Raw genomic sequence first — 14587 nt, 5'->3', positions numbered from 1 at the left:
AAGTATGTAAGTCCTAGGCTTGCAGTAGTAGAGTTTCAAATCTCATATCTTAATACTCAAATCTAACAATATGCTTTCGTTAATCGATCGTTACATCATCAAAAAGTATCTGACAACATTCGTGTTTACGATGGCCATATTCACCGTGGTGATGGTCGTCTTTGATGTATCCGAAAGATTGGATGACTTTCTGAAATATAAGGCACCTTTAGATAAGATTGTCTTTGAGTATTATGCGGGATTTATTCCATTCTATCTTAATTTTCTCTGTCCATTAATTAACTTCATTGCAGTTATCTTTTTCACGTCGAAAATGGCGGATCAGACGGAGATTGTTCCTATATTAAGTGCGGGTTACAGTTTCAACCGTTTGTTGCGACCATATATGATTGCCGCAACAATAATCTTTGCTGTTTCTTTCATATTTAATATATTCATTATTCCACATACGAATAAAATGAAAGTGGATTTTGAGAATATTTATGTAAAACCTTTGAAGGATAACTCCCGGGTATCCACACATATGCAGTTGGATAAAAACAGCTACGTTTATATTGATAATTTCGATAACACCACCAAGACGGGCTATGGTTTCGTGCTGGAGATTTTCAAAGGTGATACCTTAAGAGAGAAGATGATGGCGGACCGTATCACATGGGACTCCGTAGCGACGAAATGGAAAATAGAGGGCTACACAAACCGGATTATCAATGGGCTACATGAGCGAATGGACAAAGGGACAGTCAAAGATACGACCTTGGATATGAAACCCTCGGATTTTGAATTAAGGGATAATATGTTTACTGCAATGGACACGCGGGAACTTAATGTCCGTATCCATAAAGAGAAAACTAGGGGGACAGGAGTCATGAATGATCTGTTGCTTGAAAAATATAAACGTTATGTTTATCCATTTTCGGCTTTTGTTTTGACTCTTATGGGAGTTGCGCTTTCTTCCAAGAAAGTTAGGGGGGGGATCGGTTTAAGTTTGGGTATCGGAATCGGCTTAAGTTTTACGTATATTGTTTTTATCCAGTTTGCTACCATGTTTTCACTGAAAGGGGGATTGCCGCCATTGATAGCGGTATTGATTCCAAATGTGACTTTTTTATTGGTCGCAGTTTATCTTGCGATAAAAGCACCAAAATAGCTCCAATTCATATCACATTGGCTTAAGCAGTTAATATAACAAAGGGAAAAATAAGCGCTGCTGCTAATCGTTTCATCGCTATTACAAAATAATTTATATTCAATTGAATATGTCTAAAATTCAGCTAAATCGGAATATTCTAATTCTGCATTTAACAATTCTTATTTGGGGGTTTACAGGGATTTTGGGTAGTCTCATTTCTGTTTCTGCCATTCACCTGGTTTGGTATCGTGTAGCGATAGCGTCTGTTTCACTACTGGCCTATTTTCTGTTGACCAAACAATCGATATTGGTTTCTAGAAAACAGTTTTTCCAGTTTTTTATGGTGGGGGCGGTTGTCGGTTTACACTGGGTTTTGTTTTTCTATTCCATTAAGGTATCTACCGTCTCGGTAACGTTGGTCACATTATCTTCGGTGACATTGTTTACAGCCATATTGGAACCTATTGTTAACAAAAGACGTATCGCGTTATTGGATATTGTCGTTGGTCTGGTAATCATTTTGGGGATTTACACTATATTTTCGTTTGAGACACATTATCTGCTTGGTCTATTGGCTGGCCTCGGTTGCGCTTTCTGTGCAAGTATATTTTCTATTGCCAATGCTAGGATGGTCAAGAAATCCAGCCCAACGCTGATTACATTTTATGAAATGCTAGGAGCCTGTTTTTGGATCAGTATATTAATGCTGTTCACAGGAGATTTTAACGCTGAGATGAAATTGGGACAACAGGATTTGATCTATCTGCTGTTGTTGGGGGTAGTCTGTACGGCAGTAGCCTATGTGATGGGAGTAGCGGTGATGAAGGAACTATCGGCTTTTACTGTTGCATTGACGACTAACCTCGAGCCGGTATATGGTATACTTTTGGCGATGTTGATTTTTGGACAGAAGGAAACCATGAGCGGTGGGTTTTATCTCGGAGCATGTATCGTTCTCGGTGCTGTATTTACCTATCCTTATGTGAAAACGAAGTTGGAGAAACGACAAAAGGAGCTAATCATCCGCAAATTGCACTAAAGATTACTGAGGTGTCCAGCAAAGTTGGACACCTTTTTTCTTTCCCTTCGCTCCTATTCTTTCACTCTACTCTTACTCGCTTGCAGATCTATTTCACTCTTCAAATGCAGCGGATTTGCTTCTTTTGAACCCCACCCTCATCCTATCTTTCAGGCGAACTAAAATATAAATTCGCCCACTAACATATTTCTTTCTTTGTCGCGGTCAAGGTAGATCGTTGTGAGTTTGCGCTCTTGTCTTCCAGTACTATATGAGGTGAAGATTTCAGCTAAGACAGCCGCAGGGCCAGCCAGGGTCAAGGAGCTATCGTTATAGAAATCAACTTCTATTTTATATTTCCCTTTCAATGCTTTTTTTAATAAGAACTGTTCTGGACCATAGCCTCCTGTAAAATCATTACTTAGCCGACCTCCAATGGCTGTTGCGGGGTTGCTGTAAAAGCATTTTTCTCCATTGGGGTCTGTGACCCAGAGATCAATATCGGTATTTTGGGAATTCCAATTGATGACTACCCGCATGTCAACAGGTAGGTCAGCGACAAGTTTCTTTTCCACAGCAACTTTAGCCGTTGCACTTTTCTGGAGTTTGATAAGGTTATTGATCTCCATCACAAGGATTTCTTCAATGCCATCATCCCGATTGGCGGCCTCGGGTGAATAACTTTGTGTCAAAATGCCATAAAGTTGTTCCAGCGCTTCTTTGTACCGACCCTTATCCTGTAATACCAGGGCATAATCACGATGACTTTGCGGATCCATTGGGCGCCATTTCAGTACTTTAGCAGTTATATACAATGCATTGTCAACATCTCCCCATTCCCTAAGCTTGTAGGAAATGGTCTTGTAAAGATCTGCATTTTCGATTTGCAGGTCGGCCAACGAACTTAGGACGAGTAAAGCCTTTTGCCTATCTCCCTTTTTGAAAAAAAAGTTGGCAACATCGAAATAGAAGGTCGGTGTTCCCATATACTGCTCCCGTAGCTGAAGATAGCTTTTGTAAGGATCTTTGGATTGATTGAGCTCCTTTAGGTAAGCATTGTCTTCCTTAATTTCGGGAATACTGATTTTTCCGGTTGCGTTGCCGAGGGTATTGGTCGCCCCTACTCCAGCTACGGGTACATCTTCAGCTTGATCAGCGACTATCGTGACGGATTCGTTAAGTACATCCTTCGATGAGATTTCCTCGAGCGTTACTTCGCTGGCCGCTTCGGTAGTAGTTCTTGAATTGGCGACTGCAAACATGCTCTTGCGGTCACTAGTCCCCGCTGATGATCTGGATTCCACGACCGGTGGTGTGGCCACAGAGCTTGCCGAATGAGGAGTGGGGAGATGCGGGATGGTAGTGCTGGCAATTGGAGCCTCTTGGGCAATAGTTGTATCAGTAGACCGGCCCCGTTGTGGATATTTCGTTTTTTGCTGGAAGTCGGTATTCCACCAGGTTTGGAGTTGCTCGGTGATATTGTGGGCCTGGGTCAATAAATCTGCTACGCGTTCTTCCTTTTCTATACGTTCTTCTTTTAGGAGTCTGTTGTATTCGGGAAGTAACTCTGCTGGCGGCATGATTGCATAGCGTACATAATCTTCCACATCTTCCAGAACAATTAGACTGGTATTTCGTGTCACTATGCCAAACTGTTTTCCGATTGCCTCGATTTCTTCACGATGATCTTCGTATTGGACGTCCAAGGCCTCTATTTTTTTCTGCGCCCAGATCTGTTGCAGATCGATCTCTCCATTGTCGGGTTTTAATGGCACTTTGATTTCTTTAATGATCTGTGTGCCATCACCGACTAAAACTGTGATTTCTTTTGCCCTGCTGTCTTTGCCAAGTCCCGAGACAGAAAAATAAGATTGAATAGGTGAGCCTTTCTCAGGATAGATTTCTGTAAAAGCATCTTGTTCTTTTACTCCGAAAAAGAGCAGGTCGAGCAAATTTAACGTACTGTAGGCTTGAGTTACGGTCGTATTTGTCAAATTAATCATTTTTCCATAATGGGCCTGAGCAATTTGTTTTAGATTGGCATAGTCTGAACTGCTTGAGGAGGTGATACAGTAAGTAGGCTGATCAAGTTCAATTTTACCCTTGCCAAATGTTGAAAGTCCGTCGCTGAAAAATAGGTAATTTGCGCCATGCAGTACACCGCTCTTTACTTGGCTATAGTCAGTTCCACCATCATAGACGGTCTGTTTTAGATAATTTCTCAACTCTTCCCAGTTTCCCTGACTGATCTGAAATGTCCGTGCTTTGCTGAAACGTATGTCTAAATAACCTAGATCCACGGATATATTCTGATTGTCACTGAAAAACTGATCTAGGAGGCTCAACTCTTTTTCGAGATCTCTATTTTTTGAACTTAATGAACGATCCCAGATAATGGCGATACTGTTGCCCCATTTTTTTTGCGTCTGCTTGGGTATTTCCAATTTCGCATTGGCAAGAAAGTAAAAAGTGCTATCCTGGTTGAATTGTTTTAATCCTGAGACGATGTTTTCGCTTAAAGGGAGTTTAATCGCGAGATTTTTTGAGGATTTAAACTGTTGCTTATGTAATGTAGCAGCGTAGTTATGGTTTTGTTCAGTAAATGCCAAGGAACCATCAGGCAGCTCTGTAAAGCTTGGCTTCTTATTGCCTTGGTGGACATTGATGTTCAGCTCGACGTTTTCAATAATGGAATTATAGTTCAAAGGCAGATAATAATATAATGCCTGATCGGATTCTGGTATTAAGTTCTCGGAATAACTGATCTGGATCGTACGTCGTCCTTTCGAAGGTAGGGGATAGATTCGGCTTCGGAAATTGTTTCCTTCTACTTTTTCGAGCAATCCGGGGTCTACCCGTCGTGTTTCTATACTTTCAAAAACTTCGGTGCCTTTATGTTTGTCGACTGGTACCGCCTGACGTAGTTTTCCGTTGATATCCAGTGCATAACCGCTAACGGAAACACCTTCAGGCATCGGGAAAGTAAGTTCCCCTTCAAGATCCCGATCTGTGGTGTTTTCGAAAGTCATGGTCATGGATGTTTTTGCCATATTTCCAAAAATACTGACCGCTACTTTTAGGTCGACGAGTTTTGCTGCATCGATACTTTGCTCGTTTTTTATTTTTAAGCTGGGTACCTCACGGGCAGGTCTTACTTGAGACTTTGTATCCACATTGGAAAATACCAATAGGGTGAGGAGGGCTAATATAGTCTTTTTCATCCGTATAAATTTGTTGGTTTGTTTTTATCGGAGTCGGAACGCGCTCAAACTCCTTTGCTTATTTTTCCTTGGATGCAATGAAAAGTCAAATTCCATAAAGGCAAGCTATTTTTATTTGTCATTATGATGTGGTGGTGGATGTAAGTTATTTAAAGATTTGTTAATGATTGCCTAATATGCGAGGTTTATGTTTGCAGGATAATAGAACAAATTATGAGAAAATTATACAGTGCCTTGGGGATTGCTCTTTTGTGTGCCTCCTGCAGTAAGGACGATGTGTCAAAGATTATTGATCCAATTGTTAATTTAACTTATCCGGATAAGGCAGTAGCCACAGATCCAAAAGTATTGGGAACGGTTGGTGAAGTCAAGGTATATAATGGTGGGTATGGGTCTTCTATGGTTCAGGATCCGAATGATAAAACCGTCTTTTATCTATTAACGGATCGCGGGCCAAATATTGATGGAACAGAGAAAAACAGCAAAGTTTTTGCTAATCCAATGTTTACACCGCAGATCGGTAAATTTCGATTAAAAGAAAATGTGCTGGTTTTTGAATCAGCAATTGAATTAAAGAATAAAAACGGCGTAAAATTGAACGGCTTGCCGAACCCTGAGGGTAAAGGTGGGTCGGGAGAGAAAGCTTTGGATACGAATGGAAATGATTTGGGAAAAAGCGAAGACGGTATCGACTCGGAAGGATTGGCGAGAGCTGCCGATGGCTCTTGGTGGGTAAGTGACGAATATGGGCCACATATTGTTCACTTTGATGCTTCTGGAAAGGAGATTGAGCGGATTAATCCTTGGACAACAGGGAAGAAATTACCATTGGTATTTGCTAAGCGTCGTCCAAATCGCGGAATGGAGGGCTTGACTATTACGCCGGATGGAAAGACACTGGTTGGTATCATGCAATTTCCCCTCTATAATCCTTCTAAGGATGCGGTGAAGAATTCTTTGGTTATCCGTATAGTCACTATGGATATTGCGACAGGAAATACAAAACAGTATGTCTATATGATGGAACAGCCGGACCTGCAAGCCGTGAGTGAAATTGCTGCGGTGTCTAACTCTACGTTTATTGTACTGGAACGTGACGGTGAATATGCGACGGCGGCAACACGGGACAAGGTATTCAAAAAAATCTATCATATAGACCTTTCGGGGGCGACGGATATTTCTGATGATAAAAATGGGGAGAAGGGAAAGCTGCTTGATGGGAAGAGTGTCGAAGAGCTAAAAGACGCTGCTACCCTGACTGCGAATAATATAATACCTGTAAAAAAAACATTGGTGGCTGATTTAATGACAGACATCAAAGAATTATATCCGCACGATAAAGCAGAAGGGTTGGCTGTTATTAATTCTTCTTTAATTGCAATATGTAATGATGATGATTTCGGGGTTACGGGAGAGGGGATTTATAAAACGAAGATATTACCTGCTATAAATACCGTTGATAAGAATGGTATTTATTTCATCAAGTTAAAGACTCCGTTAAAGTAAATATTTGATAACAAAAACGCCTGCTGATATTCACTTCAGCAGGCGTTTTTTGTATTTGATTAAATATTCTAAAGCATCGAAGGCAAGCCTATTGGCCGACTTTCTCTTTATGCTGAAGGGTATATGGATCAGCAATCATTTAGGCATTTTGTGCAGCGAGGAAATCTTTGCTTTCAAGCTCAGAATATCCCATAAGGTATTCGTCTACTTTTCTTGCACACTCCCGACCTTCGGAAATAGCCCAGACCACCAACGATTGTCCCTTACGGCAATCGCCTGCCGTGAAGATATTTTCTACGGAGGTTTGGTAATCTTTATCATTAGCCAGAATATTTCCTTTTTCGTCCACGCGAACACCGAGCTGTTCCAATAGCCTTTGCTCTGTATGTTTGTAGCCAATAGCCAATAAAACGAGATCTGCGGGGATTTCACGAACTTCGGATTCGCCCAATCTTGTACGGCGCCCAAATTCGTCAACTTCATATTGAACCTCTTTGACTTTTACGGCTTTGACGTGGCCATTTTCGTCGTGAATGAACTCTTGTGTTTCCGTTGCCCAGAGACGTTCACAGCCTTCTTCTTGCGAAGAGGAGGTTCCAAAGGTCACTTTGTCCATTGGCCAGGGATTGTTTTTTAAACGCTCTTTTGATGGAATTGGTTTACGGGCGATTTGGGTAATACTCTTGGCCCGATGACGGTTGGAGGTTCCTATACAGTCTGAACCCGTATCGCCGTCACCAATTACAACAACATGTTTATCTGTCGCTAAAATGCGTTCCTGATCAATACTGATGCCACTCACTTCTTTGTTCTGCTGTTTCAAAAAGTCCATAGCGAAGTGTATCCCTTTGGCTTCGTGTCCCGGTAACTGCATATGCCAAGGTACGGTTGAACCCGTCGCCAAAACGACAGCATCATAAGCCTTGAGTTCGTAAAAACTAATGTCTTTACCTACCTCGGTATCCACTCTGAACTCAATTCCTGATTCTTTCATTAAATTAATCCGGCGGTCAATAACGGATTTCTCCAGTTTGAAATCTGGAATACCGTAACGGAGCAAACCCCCGACCTGATCGTCACGTTCGAAAACTGTGACATCGTGACCGGCTTTATTCAATTGCGCTGCAGCGGCAAGTCCGGCTGGGCCTGAACCTACAATGGCAACACGTTTGCCTGTTTTTAAATAGCTTTTGTGGGCTTTAACGTAGCCTTTTTTGAATGCAATCTCAATGATATGCTTTTCAATTTCTTCGATTGTGATCGGTGTGCTATGGATGCCTAGCACGCAAGCAGATTCGCAGGGTGCCGGACATATTCTTCCTGTAAATTCTGGAAAGTTATTGGTGGAGGTCAGGATTTGGTAGGCCTCTTCCCATTTTCCGTCATATACCGCATCGTTGAATTCAGGAATAACATTGCCCAGTGGACAGCCTGAATGACAAAACGGAATACCGCAATCCATACAACGCGCAGCTTGCTTATTTAGCTCATTCTCAGAATATCCTTTATTAAATTCTTTGAAGTGCTGTACACGGCCTTCAACAGCTTCTTTTGTTGGAAGCACGCGCTCAAATTCTTTAAAACCTGTAATTTTTCCCATGATCTGTGCTTCCTATTTTATGCTTCAACTAATTTTTGACGAATAACATTTTTGTATTCTCTAGGGAATACCTTTATGAATTTATTTTTTTCCCGGGCCCAATTCTGTAAGATGAAATCTGCTCTACGGCTGTTGGTCAATAGCACATGGCGTTTTAATAAAGCTATGATCGCTGTTTCATCTTCACTTTCCAATGGATCCAAGTCGACCATCTCCAGGTTACAGTTTTCGCGGAAATCAGCGTTGATATCGTAGATCCAAGCGATACCACCGCTCATCCCGGCTGCAAAGTTGCGCCCTGTTGCACCAAGAATCAGCGCACGTCCACCAGTCATATATTCACAACCGTGATCACCTACACCCTCCACGACAGCAGTAGCACCTGAATTACGAACGGCAAAGCGTTCACCCGCCTGTCCATTGACGAATAGGTGTCCTGATGTAGCTCCGAATAAGGCCACATTTCCAATGATGATGTTATCTTCAGGTACAAGAGCACTTTCTGTTACTGGATAGATTGCCAGTTGTGCGCCTGATAGGCCTTTACCGACATAGTCATTGGCTTCTCCCTGTAATTCAAAGGAAAGTCCTTTTGTTGAAAATGCGCCAAAGCTCTGACCTGCGGAACCCTCAAATTTGAAGTTGATGGTGTTATCAGGTAATCCTTCAGATCCATATAATTTGGAGATCTCATTGGATAGCATTGTTCCGATAGTACGGTCGGTATTTTTTACTTTGAAAGTTCCAAATACCGGAGTTTTGCTTTCCAAAGCTAATTTCGATTGTTTCAATAATCCCCAGTCCAAAATCATGGCCATGCCGTGATCTTGTTCTTCGGTATTATACAATGATTGCCCCGGCTCATTGCGTTCCACATGAAGGATATCGGTAAAGTCGATCTTCTTAGCTTTCCAATGGTCGATATTTTCACGTTTTTTGAGGAATTGTGCTCGGCCGACCATTTCGTTGATGGTGCGGAAACCCAGGTATGCCATCGTTTCACGTACTTCTTCGGCAAGGAAGGTGAATAGGTTGACGATATCTTCGGGTTTTCCGGAGAATAGCTTACGCAGTTCAGGATCTTGTGTAGCTACCCCAACAGGACAAGTATTCAGATGACATTTGCGCATCATAATACAGCCTCCTGCAACCAATGCTGCTGTGGATACGCCCCATTCTTCAGCACCTAATAGTGTAGCGATGACAATGTCCCGACCTGTTTTTACCTGTCCATCAGCTTGTAGGACAACACGGCTACGCAGTTTGTTTTTTACAAGGGTCTGATGTGCTTCTGCAAGCCCTAGTTCCCAAGGTAGTCCGGCATGTTTGATCGAACTGATTGGCGAAGCTCCGGTTCCGCCGTCGAAACCAGCGATCAGGATGACGTCGGCATGTGCTTTGGCAACACCAGCGGCAATCGTTCCAACACCAGCCTTAGATACGAGCTTCACGTTGATCCTTGCTTGACGGTTTGCATTCTTTAAGTCAAAGATCAACTGTGCCAAATCTTCGATGGAATAAATGTCATGATGCGGTGGTGGTGAAATCAGACCTACACCTGGAGTAGAGTGTCTGGTTTTTGCAATCCAGGCATCTACTTTAGGACCCGGTAATTGACCACCTTCGCCCGGTTTAGCTCCTTGTGCCATTTTGATCTGTAACTCGTCTGCTTGTGTTAAGTAATTGGAAGTTACACCAAAACGTGCGGAAGCGACTTGTTTGATAGCCGAACGCATGGAATCACCATTGGGCAACGGTTGATAGCGTAATTCATCTTCCCCCCCTTCACCGGTATTCGATTTTGCACCGATGCGGTTCATCGCAATCGCAAGGGTACTATGTGCTTCGTGAGAGATAGAGCCAAAGGACATCGCGCCAGTTGCAAAACGTTTTAAGATTTCACTTGCAGGCTCAACTTGCTCCAATGGGATGGAATTGCGGTGCTTAGCAAAATCCAACAGCCCGCGAAGGGTAAACATATGCTCTTTCTGTTCGTTTATCTTGCTCGCATACTTTTTATATGTAGCATAATCTCCGGTACGGCATGCTTGCTGTAATAAGTGAATGGTATCAGGATTCCACAAGTGACCTTCGCCACGGCGTTTCCATTGATAGATACCACCCTCAGGCAATAGGTTCTGTGGTGTACGGCTTTTTTCAAATCCACGCCAGTGTTTAGATAGAGCCTCTTTTGCCAAATCATCCAATGTCATACCACCGATACGGGATACTGCGCCGCAGAAGAATTTGTCAACAACAGATTTATCAATACCAAGTACCTCAAAGATCTGTGCACCATGATAGGACTGCAAGGTTGAAATCCCCATTTTGGAGAATATTTTCAACAAACCATTATTGACTGCTTTCACGTAGTTTTTAGATAGCTCTGGCCAGGTAAGTTCGGTATCCAAGGTGTTTTGTTCTTTCATGGTACGAATACTTGCCAGTGCCATATATGGGTTGATCGCAGTAGCGCCAAAAGCCAATAGGCAGGCAAAGTGGTGTACTTCCCAGGCATCACCAGCTTCGACGACTAGGCCTACGGCGCCACGGTTGCCGGTTTTGATCAGGTGGTGATGGACCGCTGACACCGCAAGTAGCGAAGGGATGGCAGCGTGTTTGGAATCTATAGCACGGTCAGAAAGGATCAATACTTGGAAACCATCACGTACTGCATCATCGGCATATCGGCATAGACGCTCTAAACCTGCTTCCAGTGAGCCAGGTTTCCCGTCGGAACGGAAATATGACTGGATGGTTTTTGCCTGGAATAATCCGGTATCAATAGAACGCAATTTTTCGAGTTCTTTGGAGGTAAGAATCGGATGTGGCAAAGTCACACAGTGACAGAACTTTTTGTCCTCGATTAGGATATTTCCGGCATTACCGATAAAAGTGGCCAGACTCATCACCAGGCGTTCACGGATTGGATCGATCGGTGGATTGGTTACCTGTGCAAAGAATTGTTTAAAGTAACTTGAGATATGCTGTGGTTGATCGGAGAGAATAGCCAAAGGAACATCGGAGCCCATTGAACCAGTTGGTTCATATCCGGTCAATGCCATCGGTGTCAGAATTGTTTCAAGGTCTTCTCTTGAGAAACCAAATGTTTTTTGATATTTGAAAACGGATTCTTTGGAAAGATAGGTATAGGTGACACGGGGTTCTTCCAGTTCTTCCAACTTGATTTTATAATTGTCCAGCCACTCACTATAGGGTTGCTGATTGATCAATTGGTCTTTTACCTCCTCGTCGGTCAGGATACGGCCTTGTTCCATATCGACAAGAAATATCTTGCCTGCCTGTTGGCGGCCTTTTTTAATAATGGTTGATTCCTCGATCGGCAGTGCGCCAGCTTCGGAAGCAACTACGACACGATCATCAGAGGTTACGGCATAACGTAATGGACGTAAACCGTTACGGTCCAGTGTTGCTCCGATATGTTTACCATCTGTAAAACATAAGGCTGCAGGACCATCCCAGGGTTCCATCAGCGTAGCATGATATTCATAGAATGCGCGTTTCAGCGGATCCATTTGTGCATTATCATCCCAAGCTTCCGGCACCAACATCAGCATAACGTGCGTCAGGCTACGACCACTATGTAAAAGGAGCTCGGCAACATTGTCTAGACAGGCGGAGTCTGATTGACCCCGATCAACAACAGGAAGCAGGATTTCCATTTCTTCCTCAGTGAAATATGGAGACGAAAGGGCGCGCATGCCTGCATAAAACCAATTGAGGTTACCCGTCAAGGTGTTGATCTCACCGTTGTGTGCCAGCATACGGAATGGTTGCGCTAACGACCAAGAAGGAAAAGTGTTGGTCGAGAAGCGAGAGTGTACCAATCCAAAGGCGGATACCACACGAGGATCACGCAAATCAAGATAATAAGTGCCGACTTGGTATGTTGTTAATTGACCTTTGTAAATGATAGTTTTGCAAGAAAGCGATGCAAAGTAAAGTGGGAGAGGGTATTCTTGTTGTTGTTTAACTTTTTGGATGATCAGGCGACGTAGAACAAAAAGTTTGCGTTCAAATTCTTCAGTGTTTGAAACTCCGTCCGGTCTGCTAACAAAAAACTGAACGATTTCAGGTTCGGCACTGAGGGCTGTTGGTCCAATACCTTCACGATTGACTGGTACTGGACGATAGCCAAGGAATTTCATGCCCCTTTCTGCTGTCGCTTCCTCAATCAAATCCCTACATATTTTGTTCATGGTTTCTTCTTTAGGCAGAAAAACCATTCCTGTCCCATAATAACCCGGTTCCTCTAGCTGTATCCCTAAGCTGATACATTCTTCCCATAAAAATTCGTGTGGCAGCTGAATCATGATACCGGCTCCGTCACCACTTTCGGGGTCACAACCACAGGCGCCACGATGCTCCATGTTCTCCAACATGGTCAGCGCGTCTTTCACTTGTGCGTGTGATTTATTCCCTTTAATATGGGCGACAAAGCCTACTCCACAGGCGTCATGCTCAAAATTAGGGTCGTAAAGGCCCTCCGTTTTCGGTCTTTGTTGAATCATCTTTCCTTTTCAAATATTATACATTGCTAATATAGGAATAAAAATGGATAATATTATAAATATTCTAATAAAAATGTGTTTGTTTTGATTTTATTGTTTCATTTTATTGTTTTTATTATGGATATTGTATTTAATGTTTTTTTGGGTTAATTGAATTTTTCAATCCCTAATAATGCATCATTTGGCGATAATTTTTACTGGAAATGGAAAAAATAGCATGTGATTGCAAGAATATGTATAAATTAGGCAAAGTATTGCACATTGTTTGTGCCGTAATGATAGGCCTTATTTTATAGACAGAAAATATGAAAATAACTGAAATAGAGATCTACAGATTAAGTATTCCGATGGAACCATTTGTTATCGCGACCGGAACCATGGATTATGCGCAAAACACGTTTATCCGCATACACACTGATACGGGGATTTACGGGGTAGGTGAATGTTCTGCATTCCCCATGATCGTGGGCGAAACACAGGATACCTGTCTAGTTTTGGCACGTGATTTTGCTAAAATCTGGAAAGGAAAAGATCCATTGATTATTGCCGAACGTTTGGCCGAACTAGATTTGTACATTGCCGGTAATAGAACCATCAAATCTGCTTTTGATATCGCATTACATGATTTGGCGGCTAAACATGCCGGTATTCCACTCTATCAGTTTTTAAATGGAACAAAAAGAGAGATAACGACCGATATGACGCTGGGGATAGCCTCTCCTGAGGAGATGGCATTGAAAGCTAAAGGTCTACAGGACGGGGGAGCCGTGGTATTGAAGGTGAAATTGGGCAAAGATCCTAAAACAGATGTAGCCCGCATCCGTGAAATACGAAAAGCTGTTGGGTTTGAGATGCCTATTCGCATCGATGCCAACCAAGGTTGGTCGTATGAAGGGGCTGTCGTTGCTCTGCAGGGACTGGAACCCTTTAAAATTCAATTTTGCGAACAGCCCATGCGCACATGGAACGATGAGTTATTACCTCAGCTGCGTACCGAAACGATTGTTCCCATTATGGCGGATGAGTCGGTTTATTCTCACCATGATGCCGAGCGGCTCTGCAAAGCGGATGCCTGCGACTATATCAATATCAAATTTTCGAAGTCAGGAGGAATTCAGGAAGCCTTGAAAATCAATCATGTCGCCGCGGAGTATGGTATCAACTGTATGATAGGGGGGATGCTCGAATCACGCTTGGCCCTAGCCGCCAAAGTGCATTTTGCCTATGCTGCACCAAATGTCAAATTTTTTGATTTAGATACCTGTATGGTTGGTCACCTAGAGGATCCGGTTATCGGAGGGATCCAATATGAAGGTTACAAAATCCATATTTCGGATGAACCGGGTATCGGTGCGGATATAGACCAAGCATTTTTAGATCGCTGCGAGAAATGGGTAATTTAACTTTTATACACAGCGTATGAATAGCATGAACTGGGGGATAGGTGGCCAAGAGATTGCCGTCCTTATTGTTATTGTCATTTTCTTAGTGGCTGCATATTTCTTCTTTTCAAGACTGCTCAAGAAGTAGAAATTGTCTGTTTTTTTACATTTGTTAAAAAATAAGCCGTTAATAGCT

7 protein-coding genes are annotated in these 14587 nt (G+C 42.7%); 4 read left to right on the top strand and 3 right to left on the bottom strand.

Translation table 11 applies throughout. The features are described 5' to 3' along the window. The first annotated feature begins 70 nt into the window (after window positions 1-70). Together ACK8HY_RS17985 and ACK8HY_RS17980 are read left to right on the top strand one after the other, a co-directional pair. A complete protein-coding gene (locus ACK8HY_RS17985) occupies window positions 71-1150 on the top strand; it encodes an LptF/LptG family permease (RefSeq protein WP_077437892.1) in 1080 nt (359 codons plus the stop codon). Between the two features lie 109 nt (window positions 1151-1259). Then, window positions 1260-2171, top strand: coding sequence for a DMT family transporter (locus ACK8HY_RS17980; RefSeq protein ID WP_416134390.1), 912 nt, complete (start codon window positions 1260-1262; stop codon window positions 2169-2171). Between the two features lie 158 nt (window positions 2172-2329). Here the strand turns inward: ACK8HY_RS17980 and ACK8HY_RS17975 are convergent, their stop codons facing one another. Next, entirely contained in the window at window positions 2330-5371 is a 3042-nt protein-coding gene (locus tag ACK8HY_RS17975) for a VIT domain-containing protein (RefSeq protein ID WP_416134389.1), read from the bottom strand. Between the two features lie 213 nt (window positions 5372-5584). On the opposite strand from ACK8HY_RS17975, the gene ACK8HY_RS17970 reads away from it, so the two are divergent. Next, complete coding sequence (locus ACK8HY_RS17970; RefSeq protein WP_416134388.1) at window positions 5585-6877, top strand: esterase-like activity of phytase family protein; 1293 nt, start codon at window positions 5585-5587, stop codon at window positions 6875-6877. Window positions 6878-7016: 139 nt separating this feature from the next. On the opposite strand, the gene ACK8HY_RS17965 is transcribed toward ACK8HY_RS17970, so the two are convergent. After that, window positions 7017-8477, bottom strand: coding sequence for a glutamate synthase subunit beta (locus ACK8HY_RS17965; protein ID WP_416134387.1), 1461 nt, complete (start codon window positions 8475-8477; stop codon window positions 7017-7019). Between the two features lie 17 nt (window positions 8478-8494). After that, window positions 8495-13009 carry a glutamate synthase large subunit gene (gltB, locus tag ACK8HY_RS17960; RefSeq protein ID WP_077437887.1) on the bottom strand — a complete coding sequence of 1505 codons (4515 nt, stop codon included), beginning with the start codon at window positions 13007-13009 and terminating at the stop codon, window positions 8495-8497. Window positions 13010-13314: 305 nt separating this feature from the next. On the opposite strand from gltB, the gene ACK8HY_RS17955 reads away from it, so the two are divergent. After that, window positions 13315-14412: a mandelate racemase/muconate lactonizing enzyme family protein gene (locus ACK8HY_RS17955; RefSeq protein ID WP_416134386.1), complete on the top strand. Its 1098-nt coding sequence runs from the start codon at window positions 13315-13317 to the stop codon at window positions 14410-14412. Window positions 14413-14587 lie beyond the last annotated feature (175 nt).

Origin of the sequence: Sphingobacterium sp. NGMCC 1.201703 (genome assembly GCF_047784615.1) — a bacterium.
Classification (GTDB): Bacteria; Bacteroidota; Bacteroidia; order Sphingobacteriales; family Sphingobacteriaceae; genus Sphingobacterium.
This window is presented reverse-complemented; position numbering and strand designations above follow the sequence as displayed.

Coding starts and splice junctions, on each gene's coding strand:
- ACK8HY_RS17985 (WP_077437892.1), top strand. CDS start 71: ATGCTTTCGTTAATCGATCGTTACATCATCAAAAAGTATCTGACAACA.
- ACK8HY_RS17980 (WP_416134390.1), top strand. CDS start 1,260: ATGTCTAAAATTCAGCTAAATCGGAATATTCTAATTCTGCATTTAACA.
- ACK8HY_RS17975 (WP_416134389.1), bottom strand. CDS start 5,371: ATGAAAAAGACTATATTAGCCCTCCTCACCCTATTGGTATTTTCCAAT.
- ACK8HY_RS17970 (WP_416134388.1), top strand. CDS start 5,585: ATGAGAAAATTATACAGTGCCTTGGGGATTGCTCTTTTGTGTGCCTCC.
- ACK8HY_RS17965 (WP_416134387.1), bottom strand. CDS start 8,477: ATGGGAAAAATTACAGGTTTTAAAGAATTTGAGCGCGTGCTTCCAACA.
- gltB (WP_077437887.1), bottom strand. CDS start 13,009: ATGATTCAACAAAGACCGAAAACGGAGGGCCTTTACGACCCTAATTTT.
- ACK8HY_RS17955 (WP_416134386.1), top strand. CDS start 13,315: ATGAAAATAACTGAAATAGAGATCTACAGATTAAGTATTCCGATGGAA.